The 19,009-nt window shown below is 45.7% G+C and carries 14 protein-coding genes; 10 read left to right on the top strand and 4 right to left on the bottom strand.

Annotated features, from left to right (window positions below; genetic code table 11):
* Position 1: 1 nt before the first annotated feature.
* On the top strand, positions 2-1,468 hold the full coding sequence (locus tag QUB52_RS16400; RefSeq protein ID WP_332973964.1) for a DUF1802 family protein: 1,467 nt from the start codon (positions 2-4) through the stop codon (positions 1,466-1,468).
* Positions 1,469-1,527: 59 nt separating this feature from the next.
* Here QUB52_RS16400 and QUB52_RS16405 read toward each other — a convergent pair whose 3' ends face one another.
* The 4 genes from QUB52_RS16405 to QUB52_RS16420 all read right to left on the bottom strand — a co-directional run bounded on the left by QUB52_RS16405 (position 1,528) and on the right by QUB52_RS16420 (position 7,371).
* The gene (locus QUB52_RS16405) at positions 1,528-2,241 is read right to left on the bottom strand and encodes a Uma2 family endonuclease (RefSeq protein WP_332973962.1); all 714 of its coding nucleotides are present in this window, start codon (positions 2,239-2,241) and stop codon (positions 1,528-1,530) included.
* Between the two features lie 114 nt (positions 2,242-2,355).
* A complete protein-coding gene (locus QUB52_RS16410) occupies positions 2,356-3,210 on the bottom strand; it encodes a Uma2 family endonuclease (protein WP_332973961.1) in 855 nt (284 codons plus the stop codon).
* 48 nt (positions 3,211-3,258) lie between these two features.
* Positions 3,259-6,267 (bottom strand): EAL domain-containing protein, encoded by a 3,009-nt coding sequence (locus tag QUB52_RS16415; protein WP_332966915.1) that lies wholly within the window; start codon positions 6,265-6,267, stop codon positions 3,259-3,261.
* Between the two features lie 270 nt (positions 6,268-6,537).
* Positions 6,538-7,371, bottom strand: a complete 834-nt coding sequence (locus QUB52_RS16420; protein WP_265234162.1) for a prohibitin family protein — start codon at positions 7,369-7,371, stop codon at positions 6,538-6,540.
* Between the two features lie 652 nt (positions 7,372-8,023).
* Between QUB52_RS16420 and nfi the strand changes: the two genes are divergently transcribed.
* The 9 genes from nfi to QUB52_RS16465 all read left to right on the top strand — a co-directional run bounded on the left by nfi (position 8,024) and on the right by QUB52_RS16465 (position 18,857).
* Positions 8,024-8,677: a deoxyribonuclease V gene (gene nfi, locus QUB52_RS16425; RefSeq protein ID WP_332973960.1), complete on the top strand. Its 654-nt coding sequence runs from the start codon at positions 8,024-8,026 to the stop codon at positions 8,675-8,677.
* Positions 8,678-8,996: 319 nt separating this feature from the next.
* Positions 8,997-9,230: a KGG domain-containing protein gene (locus tag QUB52_RS16430; protein ID WP_265234159.1), complete on the top strand. Its 234-nt coding sequence runs from the start codon at positions 8,997-8,999 to the stop codon at positions 9,228-9,230.
* 430 nt (positions 9,231-9,660) lie between these two features.
* The gene (locus QUB52_RS16435) at positions 9,661-10,191 is read left to right on the top strand and encodes an FHA domain-containing protein (RefSeq protein WP_332966913.1); all 531 of its coding nucleotides are present in this window, start codon (positions 9,661-9,663) and stop codon (positions 10,189-10,191) included.
* Between the two features lie 293 nt (positions 10,192-10,484).
* Complete coding sequence (locus QUB52_RS16440; protein WP_332973959.1) at positions 10,485-12,494, top strand: FHA domain-containing protein; 2,010 nt, start codon at positions 10,485-10,487, stop codon at positions 12,492-12,494.
* 202 nt (positions 12,495-12,696) lie between these two features.
* Positions 12,697-13,125 (top strand): hypothetical protein, encoded by a 429-nt coding sequence (locus QUB52_RS16445; RefSeq protein WP_332973958.1) that lies wholly within the window; start codon positions 12,697-12,699, stop codon positions 13,123-13,125.
* 120 nt (positions 13,126-13,245) lie between these two features.
* Entirely contained in the window at positions 13,246-14,421 is a 1,176-nt protein-coding gene (locus QUB52_RS16450) for a DNA cytosine methyltransferase (RefSeq protein WP_332973956.1), read from the top strand.
* Between the two features lie 248 nt (positions 14,422-14,669).
* Positions 14,670-16,010, top strand: a complete 1,341-nt coding sequence (gene miaB / locus QUB52_RS16455; protein ID WP_332973955.1) for a tRNA (N6-isopentenyl adenosine(37)-C2)-methylthiotransferase MiaB — start codon at positions 14,670-14,672, stop codon at positions 16,008-16,010.
* Between the two features lie 196 nt (positions 16,011-16,206).
* Entirely contained in the window at positions 16,207-17,271 is a 1,065-nt protein-coding gene (locus QUB52_RS16460; RefSeq protein ID WP_332973953.1) for a D-alanine--D-alanine ligase family protein, read from the top strand.
* Between the two features lie 503 nt (positions 17,272-17,774).
* Complete coding sequence (locus QUB52_RS16465) at positions 17,775-18,857, top strand: AI-2E family transporter (RefSeq protein WP_265234152.1); 1,083 nt, start codon at positions 17,775-17,777, stop codon at positions 18,855-18,857.
* Positions 18,858-19,009: the final 152 nt, after the last annotated feature.

Consider the following 19,009-nt stretch of genomic DNA (forward strand, 5'->3'; position numbering starts at 1 on the left):
GATGAGTTATTCTGTTTTTGTTGATACGGCTTTGCAGTTACCTGCGCCAGATGTGGAAGCCTTAATCGAAGGGCGAGTGATTGCAGCCATGCCTCGCGTGTTCATCGAGCGTGGTCGGTCATTTGCCCTATATCCAGCCAATATCTCGATTAATTTGCTACCCCATGAGCAATACTACCGATCGAGTTTTTTACCAATTGCTAAAACCTCATTTTCTCAGTTAAGTTCTGAGACGGTTTTGATAAAAGCTTGGGCTAGGTGCGAATTTTGCCAAATACTAAACGATCCAGAATCATTAGAAGCTTTATCGCGGTTAACCATCTGGAAAACAGAGGCGCTACAGCAAATTCTCCAGCAGCGTCGTTATATTTTTCTAGCTCATCTTCGCGTTTATCTGCTACCTCAGCCGCTGGAAATGCCAGTGCATCCCAGCGGCAATTTTGTATCTTTGCCAAAATCCCTAACTGTGACTGATTCAACGCCTGTTTTGAGCGAATCTATCTTTGCTAAACGCCGTCAACAACTGGAAAAACTAGAGCCTCCCGAACATCCAGAATTGGAAGAGTTGCAAAGTGCATTAGTGCATTTATCCACCACCAACCCAAAAGCCAAACAACTAGATGCAGAACTCAAAATGTTTCTCGGTTGGTCGGAAAAATCACCAACAACACGACTCGATCCAGATTTAGGTTGGATTCAAACAATTTCACAAATCGGCAATTCTAGCGACGGTAACGGCTTTGAAAAATTAGTCCGCAAAGGTTTTATCAAGCTAGGTTTCGGAAATTCTAACAGCAAACCAGAAGCCAGTCTCGATCCTGAATCAACCGGCGGCGCTGGCGGCTTAGATTTCTACTGTGAAACTCCCTATCAGGTAGTGGGAGAATGCAAAGCTACCAAAAGTGAAACTGTAGCTGATGGAACGCCAGCGCAACTTATCAAGTTAGGACACAAGCATCTTCAGGAACAATACAACTGCTGTATTAAGATAATTATGGCCGCTGGTCAGTTAAATAGACACGCTAAACAAACTGCTATCGGAAACCACATGAATGTCATTCGCCCTGAAACATTGCAAAAACTTGTTGAATTGAAAGCTAAACACCCAGGAGCGGTTAATTTATTAGACTTAAAACCGTGTTTAGAGCAAGAACCGTTTGGCGAAGATGCTGATCTTAAAGTGAATCGTTATATTGAGCGAGTTTGGGAAAAGCTTAAAGTGCGATCGCACGTTCTGGATATTCTGAAAAAATATCACGAAAATACTGGTTCTGAACGAGCAAGTGTGGATGTTCTTAGCGGCGCGTATTCAATGTCTAACCCACCGCAGAAGTTGTCCCGCGAAGAGTTGCACGAAATGTTAGTAGAACTTTCTTCTCCGCTGACAGGTTATGCAGGGCGAATTAAAGGCGAGAATTTAGGGCGCGATCGCTTTTATTTCCTCCGCGACTTGCTGCTGGATGATTGAGATGCGTCAAGGGCGATTCATGATCCCGATAGCTGCGATCGCGCACTTTATCCAATATCCTACACAGAATCAGGATCTACGCCTAATTCCCGCAACCTCGCCGCCAATCTTTCAGCCTTCTGCAATCGCGCTTGTTCTTCCTTAATCAACCCTTCCACCAATGGCGGACATAATATTTCATTAACTGATAATCTCAGATTGGGAAATACTACAGATACCATTTCCTCACCAGGCAAATAATCTATCTGTGTGTAAGTTTCTTCACCTTCAGGAAATGCCGAAACTCGCACTCGCTGTCTGTTTTCTGTCGGGTCAACAATCACATATTCCGGCACGTTAGCTAGTTCGTACTCTCCTCGTTTAAGTACATAATCTGCGCGTCGATCTTTGCCAACTACTTCTATTAATAATAAAGGCGTTTCATCAAAGTCAAGGACGGCCCCTCCGGGTCTAGCAGCAACTTGTTCTAAAAGACTTTGAGTGCAAACAACTATATCAGGGATGCGGGATGAATTTTCTTCGGTTCTGACTCCTAAATTTTTTTTGACGACTAAATCAAGATTGTTTTTAGCTAGGTGACGCTGCAATTTATAAACCAAATACTCACAAATATTTCTGTGTAGAATTGTAATTGCTATTGGTATTAATTGACCTTTGTGCAGTTCATGTTTTACCTCGTCATCGACTTGATAAAATCGGTATTCTTCAAAGGTTAATGTGGGCGAAGTATCGAGCTGTTTTTCTTCGATTGCTGGCACAACAGATTGAGACATATATTTTTACCTATCTCGATAGTTTGCTATTCTACTCAATTTTAATTTTAACACTCAAGTTATTAGTTAGAAAAAGTACGGGATAGCTTTGTTGCGCGCACTTCATCCAATATCCTACACAGAATCAGGATCTACGCCCAACTCCCGCAACCTCGCCACCAATTTTTCGGCACGTTGACGCTCATCATCAGCCCGTTGACTCTCATCATTAGCCCGTTGACGTTCCGTTGCAGCCTGTTGACGTTCATCATCAGCCCGTTGACGTTCATCATTAGCGCGTTGACGTTCCGTTGCAGCTTCCTGTCCAAGTTCCAGTAACCGTGCTCGTTCTGCGTTAATTAACTCCTCTACCAAGGTTGGGTTTAGTATTTCATCCACTGATAAAATCAGATCGGGAAATACTACAGATACCATTTCCTCACCCGGCAAGTAATCTGTATATGTGTAACCATCTTCACCTTCAATCAATGCAAAAAGTCGGATTTTTTGCTTGCCATTTTTAGGGTCAACAATGCAATATTCCGGCACATTTGCTAATTCATACTCTCCCCGTTTGATCACGTAATCAGCCCGCCGATTTTCGCTGACAACTTCTACCACTAACAGTGGCTTTTCATCAAAATTGAGGATGCCTGCACCGGGTCGAGCAGCAGCTTGTTCTAAAAGACTTTTAGTGCAGACGACTACATCTGGGATGCGCGATTTATCTTCATCTGTTCTTACTCCCAGACCAGTTTTTACTACTAAATCGAGATTGTGAGCGGCTAGGTAACGCTGCAATTTGTAAACTAAATATTCGCAAATCTTGATGTGTAAAACTGTTGCTGTTGGCATCGGGATTAATTTGCCTTTGTACAGTTCATATTGTACATCTATATCTCCTTGATAAAATCGGTATTCTTCAAAGGTTAAAGTTGGGGAAGTATCAATTTGCTTTTCTTCTAAAACTGGGGCGATCGATTGAGACATAGGTTTTGGTATGAGTTTACTTTTATATAGTTACTATTGTAGATCAGATCACCATTTGGGCGATCGCCTCAATAGGGCCGTAGCTGCCTCACTGTTGAGAGGTCTAGAGAAAAAGTACCCCTGACCGTACTCGCAGCCGATCGCCCGCAGTTGAGCCAATTGAACGGGGGTTTCGAGACCTTCTGCGACTACCTCCATCCCCAAACTGCGCGCCAGCATGACGATCGCCCGCACGATTTCCAAATTTTCGCCCATTTCCCCGATGCGACTGACAAAAGAGCGATCGACCTTCAAAATATTAATCGGGAACCTGTGCAAATAACTCAGAGACGAATAACCAGTACCGAAATCATCAATACACAGCCCGATCCCCAACTCTCTCAACTGCAAAAGCATCGCCACCGCCGCTTCCCCATCTTCCATTACCACAGTCTCAGTAATCTCCAACTTCAAACAGCGAGCATCAACACCCGTTTCCTGCAAAACTTGCTTAATTTGCTCGATCGACTCCGGCTCCGAAAACTGCCTCCCCGAAAGATTTACTGCCACTGTCAGCCGCGAATTTCCCACTGGCAAATTCAAACTCTGCCATTTAATAATTTGGCGGCAGCTTTCGCTCAAAACCCACAAACCCAAAGGCAGAATTAACCCAGTTTCCTCCGCCATCGCAATAAATTCCATCGGAGAAACTAAACCGCGTTCCGGGTGCAGCCAGCGCACCAGCGCCTCAAATCCGATCACTGAGCCAGTTTTCAAACAAACTATCGGCTGATAATAAACAGTAAAAGGACATTCCAATTTAGGAGGATCAAATTGCAATTTTGGATGCCCCAACTTCCAGTCGATTTCGCTGATAGGTGAATTTTCCCCCACCTGGCCACCTCCGAAATCCACGATCGAATATTTCCAATTCAGTTCATCAACCGACTCCCGCAAATCGTGTTCCAAGTGCATCAAAGCCACCGCGCGAGTGTGCATCGCACTCGTAAACACTTCGTAGCGAGCTTTACCGAGAGCTTTTGCCCGGTACATCGCAATATCAGCATCGCGCAAAATATCTCCAGGTAACTGATATTTTTCGGTACTCAAAGCAATGCCAATACTAGCAGTAATTAAAACTTTATGACCTTCCAAAAAAAGTGGTCGTTCGATCGCCTTGTGAATTTCCTTTGCTTGGGCGATGGCTTCATCAACACCTTGAATTTCCTCCAGCAAAATCACAAACTCATCTCCCCCCAGACGAGCCGCCGTATCGCCAGGGCGCAAACAAGTCAAGAGACGGCGGGCCACAGCCACCAACAGCCGATCGCCCGTGCCGTGTCCCTGGCTGTCATTAATCACCTTAAACCTGTCCAAATCCAGAAACAGCACCGCAAACTGATAGCTCGGATGCCGTTTGACGCGGGCAAAAGCTTGCTCCAACCTGTCAGTCAACAAAGCGCGGTTCGGCAACTCCGTCAGCGCGTCGTGCAAAGCATCGTGCAACAATTGGTCTTCAGCTACCTTGCGTTCAGTCACATCATGACAGTTGACCACAATTCCCCGCACCGAAGGTTCGTCGAGCAAATTCGTCGCCACCGCTTCCAACGCGCACCAGGAACCGTCCTTGTGCTGCACTCGGTATTCCGCCAATCCCATGCCAACTTTGGGCATTTGGATGATACTTTTGAACACTTGAGTCACCATCGGCAGTTCATCGGGGTGAATCAAGTCAAATACAGAGCGGCCGAGCACTTCCGCCGTCGGGTAGCCCAAAATCCGCTCTAGCGAAGGAGAGACATAGCGGCAAAAGCCTTTGTCGTCGAGAATTACAATAATGTCTCTAGCATTTTCAATCAGCGATCGAAAACGCTTCTCGCTTTTCCGCAGTTCTTGTTCCGTGCGCTTGCGATCGGTAATGTCGGTATTCATGTAAATCAGACCGACAATTTTCCCTGTCGGGTCTTTAATCGCATCGGCCCGCAGCAGCACTTGCAAAATTTCGCCGCTTTTTGTGCGGTTGGTAACTTCACCAGACCAAGAATAACCTAGGGCGATCGTGTCGAGTACCTCCGCGATGACGGCAGAGTCTGCAAAAACTGCCGGTATACCTCCAGCTAGTTTAAATTCCTCTGCGGTGTCCCATTCAAATAGCTGAGAAAACGCTGGATTTTGATAGATGTGAGTGCCCGAAACATCGCTGATGCCGATCGCGTCGCTCGAACTTTCCACCGCCTTGCGAGTCAGCACCAGAGCTTCTTCTGCCAGTTTGCGCTCGGTAATATCAATTCCTACCAGACAAGCTGAATTGCCCCGATCGTACTTTTGAGCCACAATCAAATAATGTCCCGCCGACTGTCCCCCCTCCGTTTTCACCTTAACGCTGAGTTCTTTAACCGCTTCCGTAGCGTCGCCGGCAAAAAACTCCACCAAAAAAGAGTGAAAATCCTCGCTAGCGCCCAGAAAACCGATATCTTGACCGACAAAGGCCGACGGCGGCAAACCGTGCAGTTTGGCTAAGTGCTGGTTAGCCCCCAAATAGCGCAAATCTGAGCTAATCCAAGACACTGTTCCCGGAACTGCTTCCAAAATCGTTTGCAGTTGGTCGTTAGCTTGCTGCAAAGCTTCCTGGATTTCTATGCGCTCGGACAAGTCCGACTGAACTCCTACAAAGTGAGTCAAATTACCGCTGTCGTCTCGCAGGGGAGATAGGGACAATTTGTTCCAAAAAGGAGTGCCGTCTTTGCGATAATTTTTGATTGTTGCCTGGATTTCTCGACCTTGGCGCAAGGCGTCGCGGATCTTAGCTACGGTAGCGCGATCGGTATCGGGGCCTTGCAAAAATCGGCAGTTGCGCCCCAAGACTTCATCGGCGGAGTAACCCGTAAGCCGCTCAAAGGCCCGATTGCAATAAAGTATGGGACAGCCTGGTGCGATGGCATCAGCAATGATAATACCGCTGCTAGTCGCTGCCAAAGCTCGATCGCGCAGCCACAGTGATTCTGAAGTCGTATCGCGATCGGCTACGTCCCCCACTTCACCTAAATTATAAATTGACTGGTTATTCCGATTTCCCATCAGCCAAACTTTCAACTAAACCTTGACAATTTCCGAGTTGTTTATTACTTTAACGTTTTTCAGGACTCGCGAACGTAGATTGCATCTTGGCCTTTAACTAAGCGGGATTTCTCGTTAGTTGTTAGTTGTATTTTCTGCGCTTGCTGTGCCGACAGTTACAAAAAGCACATCTTCACTTCCGCAGTGAAAAACCCTCTATTCTTATCCCCCTCAGACTCTCTCCCCCTCTCCCCTTCTCCCCGCGAGCTGGCAATCATGATCCGCAGCAGCTTATTTAGCAGGAGTTGCAGCTTGAGAACTCGGCGGCGCAATATTAATTAACGGCAAAGTTCCCCCTCCTCCCATTACTGTCGGAAACTGGCCGTTCCATTTTTCAATCGCTTGCTGCTGCAAAATTTCGGCTGTTAAAGTTTGTCGCTGCAAGCGTTGAGCTTCAGCTTTGCCTTTAGCACGGTTAATTTCAGCTTGAGCATCTTGGGTTGCTTTTTTCACTGTAAATTCTGCTTGTTTGGCTTCTTGTTCTGCTATTTGTTTGGATTCGATGGCTTTGCTAAATTCTGGAGAAAAGCCAAAATCTATTAACGAAACATCTCTGACAATTACGCCGTAAGGTTCCAAGCGCTTTTTGAGGCTGTTGTCGATTTCTGTTTTAAGTTCGGTGCGCTTAGTGATAATTTCTTCGGCGGTTTTTTTAGAAGTTGCTGCTTTGAGAACTTCGGAAATAGCCGGGTTCAGAATGCTGGCAACAATTTGTTCTTCATCTCCTACTTGTTGGAAAATTTGATTAACTTTTGCGGGGTCAACATTCCAGTTGACTGCCAAATCTGTAGTAATGCTTTGCAAATCTTTGGATGCTGCATCTGCTTTCACATCGGTTTTTTGTACCCGCACGCTGAGAGTTTTGACAGAGGTGACAATCGGTAAAATCGGGTGGATGCCTTCATCTAAAATCGTGTCTTGAACTTTGCCGAAACGCATCATGACGCCGCGTTCCCCTGCGCCGACGATGGCAAAAGGTTTGAAAATTAAGGCGGCGATGATGAAGACGATGCCACCGACGATGTAGAGAGCGAGGTTGTACCGAACACTTGGCAGGGTTTTCATATGTTAATTTACCTATGTTGTGTTACATGATGTGAGTTGTCTCTTCGCTATTATCTAATATAATAACTTTATATTAATGGTGCAACAACTCATAAATTAATTTATTTGATTCATAAAACTCATATAAATTTCCCGGTCAGATAGCCTCTAAAATGCAAAAAGCATAATATTCCCGGTAGCTTGATGTTGTGATATTAATTATGGCACTTGTACCAGGTTTAATTTATTGATGAATAAATGTTTCAATGTCTTGACAACGGGAATAATTTTATATGAAAAACTGAATAGATAGCTCGATCGCTCTCCAACAAGCTATCAAAGGGCGATCGAAGCTCAAAAGCTTTTGGGAAAGCTCAAAAATCCGGCTCGAACAGGTAATTTTTGTGAATTTTTAGAGAAAAATTGGAGGTTGGCGCGGGTGAAACCGTATTGGGGTTGGTGCAAGCACCAGCGAAAAATAGAATTGCAGCCGGAGAACATCAGACTCTATTTGTAGAATCGGTCTGGGCCCGCCTTACTCAAGCCTTGCGAGTATAAAAAGAGACTCATTACACGAGTGGTGAATTTATAGCGACCAACGATCAAAATCCGAGATGAAAAATGGCAGAAAATAAGTTAAACTTAGATGAGAACGGTTGAATAAAGATATCTAATGTGGCAGCGACACCCTTGGCCCAAAACAATTGAAGAGGCGATCGCCATTCAAGAACAGCTCCGGTCATCGGTAATTACCGAAAATCAACTTGAGACAGTTCGGTATGTCGCAGGCGTAGATGTCGGCTACGACAGTGCAGACAGCGTATCGCTCGCGGCTGTAACAGTTCTGAGCTTTCCCGACTTGCAATTACAGCAGCAGTCTGTGGTTCGCAGTCCGACAGCTTTTCCTTACTTTCCCGGTTTCCTGTCTTTTCGAGAAGTGCCGGCAGTCCTCGATGCTTTGCAAAATATCAGTTTGAGACCAGACTTGATATTGTGCGACGGTCAAGGACTAGCCCATCCCCGCAGGTTCGGTCTTGCTTGCCATTTGGGAGTTTTGACAGGAATTGCCACGATCGGAGTTGCCAAAACTAGATTCATCGGAGAACATTCAGAAGTAGGGTTAGACCGGGGCAGTTGGCAGCCATTGCTGCACGAGGGATCAACGGTAGGTGCAGCGTTAAGGACGCAAACTGGGATAAAACCGATTTATGTATCGATCGGTCATCGGGTAAACTTGATAAAGGCGATCGAGTACGTCCTGCTCTGTGCGCCGAGATATCGCTTGCCAGAAACAACTCGATCGGCAGATCACCTAACATCGGGATAACTGGCGGGCCCGGAAGGCAGCAAAAAAAGGAAAAGTCAAAAGACAAAAAAGCATCCCTCTTTGGACTTTAAATTTTTGAAGTGTCCCCGTTAAGTCAAAAAATCCTGTGAGTCGATCGCCAATCAGCTTTCCGTTCCATCCTTCCAGCGAACCAAAGAATAACTATACCTGAGAAAGAGGTATAAAAGTTGGAAGGTTTGTAGAATGATTGAAAGACAGTAACCTGCTTAAACTTTGGCGGATCTAACTACAGTGTCCGGGCGTGAACTATTTTTAGTTCACATTTGTAAAAATTCAGAAAAACAACAAGGAGACAGTCATGGCTGAGAAAAGCAAACGCGGATTCGCATCTATGGACGCAGAAAAACAGCGCGCAATTGCTAGCAAAGGCGGCAAAGCTGCACACGCTAAAGGAACTGCCCACGAATTTACTTCGGAAGAAGCGAGAGAAGCTGGTCAAAAAGGCGGCGAAGCTGTCAGCAGAAATCGGGAACACATGGCTCAAATTGGTCGCGAAGGCGGCCGGAAAAGTCGCAAAAGCGAAGCTAATTAAGTCTGCGATCACTTCGCACAGTGGCTGAAATATCTGACACTGTGGGATTCTTAAGACGTTCTTAAGCTGTATCACGATCAAGATGTTTGTAAGCTTGTATTGCCTGCAAACATCAGTCTATCTCTTAAGAAAAGTCTATCCGATCGCAAAAAGCCCCGATTTCGGGGCTTTTTTGTTTGTAACACGAAATATTTGGTTAACGAATATAGTTCGCGATCGCACTTTTGACCTCAGAAACCGGGTTTCTTTGTAGATTTCTCGTTACCAAACCCAAAACTCGTAGAAACCAGGTTTCTGGGTAGATTTCTCGTTACCAAACCCAAAACTCGTAGAAACCAGGTTTCTGGGCCCAGGCGCATGAGTCCTGAAACTCTCTGAAGTCTTGATATAAATAAGTAAGATTTTTATATATTTCAGGAAACCATAGAACATGACAAACCAGCTCAATTTAACATGGACAGAGGCTGGGGTGCGTCAAACTCAGACGATTCAAAACGGACAGCCCAGCAAAAATCCGGGAACCGTCAGACTTGGGCGCGACCCAGCGAAGTGCGATATAGTATTTTCCGATTCCAGTGTATCGGGGTTGCACGTCGAAATATTTTTTAATCAGGAATTGCAGCAGTATGCAGTGCGGAATTTGCGCGCCAGCAATCCGCCCCTGGTAGACGGAAAAATTCTCGCATCGGGCGAAGCAACATTGAAATCCGACAGCCGTATCCATTTAGGCAAAGTGCATATCGAGGTGGTAGAGGTGACGGAGATGCAGGTAGCTGCGCCACTGACAGTTTTGCTGCCTGCGCTTCCGGTGCAAATTTCTTCCCCAGCGACGCAGCCTTCCACCTACGGTTTGCAGTGTCCCAAATGCAGCCGCGTTTCGCCTTACGCGCAGTTGAGTGCAGGGTGTCCGTGGTGCGGCACTTCTTTGGCGGCGGCGGTGAGTGTGGTGCTGTCTCCTTGAGGGGAGAAAAAAAGGGATAATTAGACGATCGCCCGATCGACAATCAAACATCGCTAATGCTAGGATTGTGCCATTTCCCGCGACTAATTTTCGCCTACACATTGCTACATCAAAACCCAAAAAACCGATTTTTTAACTTTGATTCAGGTTTTGAACAAAGTCAAGGGATTAAAAAACCCGATTTTGTCGTTCCCGATTGCATTCAATCCAAAATCTCAAATCAAATCTCTCAAATTCAAACATCTTTTTCGGCAGAAAGCTCAAAGCCGACGGCTGATGTTTAAAAAATAATAATGAATCCTCAACCCTTGCGCCTGCGACTGACTTGGAATGATACAGCTACGGGGGATTGTCGCTCCCCGATACTCGAATTGCCCATCGCTTTGGGACGAAATTTTGAAGCTATGCCCACCACAATTAACGGGGAACGAGTTTCTCGAATTCTCCTCAAAAGCAGTCAAGTTTCTCGGTTTCACGCTGTGATTGCCACCGAAGGCGACAGTATTATAGTCACTGATACGGGCAGCCGCAACGGTACTTTTGTCAACGGCACTCGCCAAACCCGGTGCATCCTAGCAAATGGGGATATGCTGCAACTTGGGCCCTGTGCGATCGCCATTTCATTTGCTGTTAATTCCGCAGAAACCCAGTCTGTCAATTCTCACATTTTTTTTAACCCGCAGACCAATGGGCTAGACCCCGCGTTGTGGCCACAAATCGTGTCGCCACTTCCTCAAACCAATAATAAGGGTAAGGGAGAATTTCCGCCGATCGCATTTTTGCACGCGAATCAAGTGACAATGCGATCGCTCCAATCGATGGGACTCCCTGTGGCAGAAGTTGATTGGGCTGCTGTTGGTGGTGGTTTGGGTAGCTTGATTTGGGTGGATTTGTTAAGAATTTGCGGTGTTAAGGTCGATCGAATTGCAGTTTTGGGCATGGAAGAGCAGCCTTACGCGCGCTACCGTCGGTTATGCTTAAATTCTCAAATTCCGCTGCACGAACGGCTGCGATCGAATTCTGATGCTTGTCCAGACAACATTTGGGGCTGGCCTCCCTATGCTTTGCGAGAAGCTTGGCAGGAATTGCTGAAAGGGCGGTTGATTGTGTCGCTAAAGTTGATGTGGCAGGTGTTTGCGGAACCGACTTTTGCCGAAACTTATACGCCGCGCGCCGGGAATGTGTTTGATTCGATTGACAGGGAAACTGCGCGTATCGGATGGAATCAGATGTTTCGCTACGGGAGAGTGCGGGGAATTCGGAAGACAGATGACGGCAGGTACGCGATCGCTTATTCTCGATCGAATGCCGATCACCGTGACCATGCTTTTTTAATCGCCAAATACGTACACTTAGCCACCGGCTATCCCGCCATTCAATTTTTGCCAGACTTGCAAGAGTATCGCGAAAAAACTCAGGATTTTGAGTCGGTTGTCAACGCTTACGAAAGCCACGACGGTGTTTACGAAAAGTTGGAAGCGAGGGGCGGCAGCGTATTGATTAGAGGGCGGGGGATTGTGGCTTCGCGGGTGGTGCAGCGGATTTATGAAGCGCGACAACGGAATACCAATATTCAAGTATTGCATTTGATGCGATCGGCCAAACCTCAAGGTAACAAATTCGATCGGGCTGAGCGACAAGTCGAAAATCACTATGAATTTCAACCTTTCAACTGGCCGAAAGCCTGCTGGGGCGGGGAGCTCCGCGTACTTTTGGAAAAAGCCAAACCCGAATTGCGCCCGCAGTTTCTATCCGACTGGGGCGGCACTACTACAGCCAATCGCAACGACTGGCGGCGTATTGTTAAAGAAGGTTTAAGTCAAGGATGGTATCAAATTACCTTCGGGGAAGTCGAGAAAGTCGATCGCGACAGTCAAAACCGCACGGTGACTTACATTGGGGAAAAGGATCTCAAGGGGCAAATTAAGTTAGAAGCTGATTTTATCATTGACGCGACGGGTTTGGACGCTAAGGTGAAAACCAGTCCCCTGTTAGAGGATTTAGTAGCCCACTACAATCTGCCCCTCAACGGTTTGGGGCGTTTGAGCGTGAACAACGATTTTGAAGTACCCGAATTGCGTAACACTTCCCCTCTTCACGGAGAAGGCCGGGTATACACAGCGGGCGCGATTACTTTGGGCGGGCCTTACGCGCCCGTAGACAGCTTTCTGGGATTGCAGTACGCCGCCCTGCGTTCCGTTGAAAGTCTGGCCGCTAATGGAGCTCCGGGTGTTGGAAAATTGAACGTTTGGCGATCGATCGTACAATGGTTAAAGTGGATTTTAAATAAATCTCCCGGCTAAATGGAAAAAGAAGGAAGAAGGAAGAAGGAAGAAGGAAGAAGGAAGAAGGAAGAAGGAAAGATTGGTAAAATTCCTTCGTAGTGCTGATTTTAATTGTCAAAGTCTTATGATAACTAACTTCGCCTTCAATCCACAATCTAAAACCAAAATTCTACAATTTACCCATTCAATCTAAAATTCAAAATTCAAAATATAAAATCGAATGACTCCCACCTTATTCGGCCGTTGGCAAACTCGGTTATTGCTATTCGCAACCGTAGGCATTTTAGTAACGCTACCCTTTTTTCTAGGTTTAATTACTTCCAAATCAGGCTCAAGTTTTTTCTTGATTTTAGGCTATTTAGCAATTTTTGGCATCGGCTGGGATGTCTTATATATCTACATCCAAAAGTTTCGCTGGGATCGAGATTGGCCAGGCGTGTTTCAATTGATCGCCGGGATTTGGGAAGCACTTTTTATGTTATTTTTAATCAAAATTATCGGTTTGCCCGGAATACCTGCCCAAGATTTTGACTTGGCAGCTTTTGTTTTACATTATAGTTTGGTATGGCTGGCTATTTATCTGGCATCGCAAACACTAATGCGAATTTTATTTCCCTACTGGCGCTTCCGAGGCGGCCAATGGTTGTAAAAATATTGTGTGATTTTTGTGATGCCTGTAAGGGCGGGTTTTACAGACAATCTGTGCCTAAGACCAATAATCTCATAAACCCGCCCCGGCCAATTACCAATTACCAATTACCGATTCCCAATGCCCAATTCCCCATGCCCAATTCCGTGTATATTCTCATTTTTTTCCGGTTCAGGATTCCTTGACCTCGGTTTTGAATTAAGCGGATTTAATGTAGCGTATGTCAATGAAATTTTCCCACCTTTCCTGCAAGCATACCGCTACTCTCGGCAGTGTCTAAATTTGCCACTACCAGAATACGGATACTGCGAAGCAGATGAAGCAGATGTCACTCAACTTGTAGCTGGAAAACCAGCTTCTCGTCTGCGGGAATTAATGCAGGATGCTCGGAAGAATCATGATATTGTGGGATTTATCGCGGGGCCGCCTTGTCCTGACTTTTCGATTGGTGGCAAAAACCGAGGTCAGGAAGGAGATAAAGGTCAACTTTCAGCTTCGTACATTGAATTGATTTGTCAGCAGCAGCCGGATTTCTTTTTGTTTGAAAATGTCAAAGGTTTGTGGAGAACCAAAAAACATAAAGCTTTTTACGACGAACTCAAACATAAGCTGGCTGATGCGGGATATTTTTTTGTAGAAAGGTTAATAAATGCGATCGAATACGGCGTCCCGCAAGATAGAGACCGAATTATTTTGATTGGCTTCAGAAAAAATCTTGTCAAAAATCTGGGCGTTTCCTTAGATGAAACCAGCCCAATGTTACCCGAAAGTTTATTTCCTTGGGAAGGTCAAATATTATATCCCAAATCAGAAGTTTTTACTTATCCTTGGCCTGAGAGAAATGCCTTTGCAGGCGATGGTTTCTTGGGTTGTCCCGATGGAATCCCCCAAGAGTTAACGGTTGAGTTTTGGTTCCAAAAAAATGATGTTCTCAACCATCCCAATGCTGAACATTATTTTCAACCGAGAGCAGGTATTAAAAGGTTTGCTGAGGTTGATGAGGGAGACGATTCAAAAAAATCTTTTAAGCGCCTGCACCGCTGGCGTTATTCACCGACTGCTTGCTACGGAAATAACGAAGTTCACTTGCACCCTTACAAAGTTCGCAGGCTTTCTGTGGCAGAAACACTGGCTATTCAGTCGCTGCCAAAAAAGTTTGCGCTGCCGGATCAGATGACGCTGACTAATATGTTTAAAACAGTTGGGAATGGGGTTCCTTATTTGGCTTCCCAGGCTATTGCTCAAACAATTTATAAATTTTTACAGACAAATTTTAGAGACAAAATAAATAAATAAAAAAGCGCAAAAATATCTCAGAAACCCGGTTTTTTGCTAGATTTGTCGTGACCAATCGCAAAACTCATATAAACCGGGTTTCTAGCCCCCCGTAACAGTTAATCGCCTTGCCTCACACACCTACAGGTTTGTGAAATTGGTTTTGTAAATGAACTGAGAAAAAGAAAAGTTCACAAAGGGTTTAGACTTGTTATATAATGGTTGGTTAAGGTTAAAAACTTAGATTTTTTATTTCCCTGCAATTCGCCATGACCGTTAAACCCCGCCGCTATCACATTACTACTTTCGGATGCCAGATGAATAAAGCCGATTCGGAACGGATGGCTGGCATTTTGGAAAATATGGGCTTTGAGTTCTCGGAAGACCCGAACGAAGCTAGTTTGATTCTCTACAATACTTGCACAATTCGCGATAATGCTGAACAAAGAGTTTATTCTAATCTCGGAAGGCAAGCTCATCGCAAGCGCAAAGAACCCGGTTTAACTTTAGTTGTCGCTGGATGCGTGGCGCAGCAGGAAGGTGAAGCGCTGTTGCGTAGAGTGCCGGAATTGGACTTAGTAATGGGCCCGCAACACGCTAACCGACTTGAAGATTTGCTGGAACAAGTTTTTCAGGGAAATCAAGTTGTGGCGACTGAAGCTGTTGAGATTATGGAGGATATTACTAAGCCTCGTCGCGATAGTAAGGTGACTGCTTGGGTGAATGTGATTTATGGCTGCAATGAACGCTGCACTTATTGTGTTGTGCCGAATGTTCGCGGGGTTGAACAGTCTCGAATCCCGGAAGCTATTCGCGCTGAAATGGAGGAGTTGGGCCGTCAAGGTTATAAGGAAGTGACTTTGTTGGGGCAGAATATTGATGCTTATGGTCGCGATTTGCCGGGGACAAAACCGGATGGTAGCAATCAGCATACTTTGACGGATTTGCTTTATTTTGTTCGGGATGTTCCTGGGGTCGATCGCCTCCGTTTTGCTACTAGCCACCCTCGCTATTTTAATGAAAGGTTGATTCGGGCTTGTGCGGAATTGCCACAGGTTTGCGAACATTTTCATGTGCCTTTTCAGTCTGGCGATAATGAGATTTTGAAGGCGATGTCTCGTGGTTATACTCAGGAAAAATATCTGCGAATTGTTGATATGATTCGCCGTTATATGCCGGATGCTTCGATTACGGCTGATGCGATTGTGGGTTTTCCGGGGGAGACGGAGGCGCAGTTTGAGAAGACTTTGAAGTTAATCGAAGATGTTGGTTTTGATTTGGTGAATACTGCGGCTTATTCGCCTCGTCCTGGTACGCCGGCTGCTTTGTGGGAAAATCAGTTGAGTGAGGATGTGAAAGCCGATCGCCTGCAACGCATAAATCATATCGTATCTACAACCGCTATGGAGCGCTCACAGCGCTATTTCGGGCGCATTGAGGAGGTTTTGGTGGAAGTTCAGAATCTCAAAGATCCAACTCAGGTGATGGGGCGTACTCGCGGTAATCGTCTCACATTCTTTAAGGGCGATATTGCACAATTGGCTGGTAAAATTGTTCAGGTCAAAATTACAGATATTCGCGCTTTTAGTTTGACAGGGGAAATCCTTTAAATAGCACCGGAATGAGAGAGGGGACGGCTTACTGGTGAACTTTTCTAAGAAGATGTGATTTTTTTACCGCAGAGAGCGCAGAGGACACAGAGGAAGGGTGGAAGGGTTGAGATAAGTAGTCTTAAAGCGGTTCGTATGTGCCTTAGTTGCGCTCTCTGCGTGTATATTTGTCAAAAAGTACCGGGAGTATGGAAAAATGACGAAGATGCGGATTGGGTTACTCTTCGGCGGGCGATCGGGCGAACATGAAGTCTCGATTAGTTCGGCGCGGGCGATCGCCCGCGCCCTCGCTGCTGACGAAAATGCCTCTAAATACGAAGTTCTGCCCTTTTACATCCAAAAAGACGGCCGCTGGCTGTCGGGAACATTACCTCAACAAGTCTTAGCCACCGGAAAACCTCTGGAAATAGAGGAACCAGGAAAAGGAAACGATTCTCCCCAATTTCCCAGTTTTAATGCAGTAGATGTTTGGTTCCCGGTTTTGCATGGGCCTAACGGCGAAGACGGTACGGTGCAAGGATTGCTGAAATTATTGCAAGTTCCTTTTGTCGGTTCCGGGGTTTTGGGTTCGGCGGTGGGGATGGATAAAATAGCGATGAAAATGGCTTTTGCTCACGCAGGTTTGCCGCAGGTAAAATACATCGCTGTCAATCGTTCCGAAATCTGGTCGAATCCTTGCGTTTTCCCCAAACTGTGCGACAAAATTGAAGCGGCTTTGGGCTATCCTTGCTTTGTCAAACCTGCCAATTTGGGCTCATCTGTGGGAATTTCTAAGGCTCGATCGCGCGCTGAATTAGAAGCCGCTCTCGACAGCGCCGCCAGCTACGACAGGCGGATAATTGTTGAAGCGGGTGTGGTTGCTAGAGAGTTAGAATGTGCAGTTTTAGGCAACGACAACCCCACAGCTTCAACCGTGGGAGAAATTACTTTTCAAAGCGATTTCTACGACTACGAAACTAAATATACCCAGGGACAATCCGAGTGTTCAATTCCGGCAAAAGTCAGCGGTGCGATCGTCTCGCAAATCCAAGAAATGGCTGTGCAAGCATTTTTGGCTGTAGATGCAGCAGGTTTAGCGCGAGTAGACTTTTTCTATGTTGAATCAACCGGAGAAGTTTTGATTAACGAAATTAACACTTTTCCCGGCTTTACAGCTACCAGTATGTATCCCCAAATGTGGGCAGCGGACGGCATTTCTTTCCCTGAATTAGTAGACCGTTTAATTCAATTAGCTCTCGAACGGCATGGGGAAAAAGCTTGATTTTTAAGCTGCAAACCGCTGTAATCTCAACAGCAAAAAATAAGTAAACCTCTTGCAAAAATAGCTAGGACGGGCAAGATGCCCATCCCACAAATTTTTTTTTCTTGTGGAATGGGCCGGAGAGCCCGTTCCAAAATTTGATTAAAAGGACTTTTGCAAGAGGTCTAGTTATTCCGCAGGTAATATATCCATCTCAGCGGAAACGATCTAATATGGTTGTGGCAGGCAATACCTGCCAGCAGCCCTATTTCCGATGTTAGTCGAGAAACTGGGGATTTTCAGCAGGCTGGTATAACTTAAATGCCCAATGAAATGGTTAACGGAGAACGGCGAATAGCAGCTTAACAGTTGACAGTTGACAGTTGACAGTTGACAGCGAAGTTTTCAGGCAGGGGATTTAAGCCCCAGCCTAAAAACAATCCACCTAAAGGTGGGGGCTTAAATCCCCTGTGCTTTGGTCAATCTCACATCTTGCATCTCACATTTTAACTCGGTTAACTTAGATGAAACGTTTGACTAAACTGCCGCAGTGGTGGACTTACGGATTGTTATTTCCGCTAGCGGTACTCAACTGTTGGTTAGCTCTCCTAGTATTTGAATATTTTCGCGCGCTGGTTACAGTTTTGGTAATCGCTACAGTGTTATCTTTTTTGCTAGATTACCCAGTGCGTTTTCTGCGCAAATACGGCTTGAAGCGCGATCGGGCTGTGTTGGCGGTATTGTTGGTAACTTTACTGATATTGGTGGTTTTAGGTGTGACTCTGGCTCCGATTTTGCTGAACCAAATCACTGAACTGGCGACTCGATTACCGACTTGGATAGTTTCGGGTACAGAACAGATGGAAGCGTTCCACAAGTGGGCGGAAAATCGTAATCTCCGCATTGATGTTAGGGGTTTGACTACTCAATTGAGCGATCGACTTTCAACTCAATTGCAGTCTCTCACTGGCGAAATACTCAAATTTGGCTTGGGTGCGGCAGACAGTCTGGTGAATTTTCTGCTGACAATAGTCCTAACATTCTACTTGCTCTTGCATGGCGATCGCGTCTGGGAAGGCTTGTTTAAATGGTTTCCCTCCAAACAGAGCCTGCAATTGCGACAGTTGCTGGCGCGAAGCTTCCACAACTACTTCGTCGGACAAGCAACTTTGGCGGGTTTGATGGGACTGTCGATGACTGTGGCTTTTTTAATTTTGCGAGTTCCCTTCGGGCTGCTGTTCGGTTTGGGTGTCGGTGTAATGACGATGATTCCCTTCGGGGCACCTTTTAGTATTTGCATTGTCAGTTTGCTGATCACATTAAACAACTTTTGGCTGGGCGTCACCGTTTTAGTTGTCGCTACAGTAATCGAGCAAGTAATTGAAAGTGGGATTGCTCCTCGGTTATTAGGCGGTTTTATCGGCCTCAATCCCGTGTGGATTTTAGTGGCGCTGCTGGTGGGGGTTAAGGTGGCGGGAGTAGCAGGTTTGTTAGTTGCTGTGCCGATGGCTGGTTTTATTAAGAATACTGTTGATACTTTGGAAATCTCAAGGAATAAGTCGAAGGAAATTGATGCGGTTAGTTCCATTGAGTCTAGGGAGCAATAATACTATTTTAGATTAACGTTAGTAGTGAGGACGAATTTGATTGCGATCGATCGGACATGATGGGCTGATTCTATAGATTTATTGCATAAGTTTTTGATTAATAGCTCAACAGCAGATCAAGGCAGATCAAGGCAGATGTCTTTCAAGATATT

The organism is Microcoleus sp. A6-C6, from assembly GCF_036705955.1.
In the GTDB taxonomy this organism is placed as follows: domain Bacteria; phylum Cyanobacteriota; class Cyanobacteriia; order Cyanobacteriales; family Microcoleaceae; genus Microcoleus.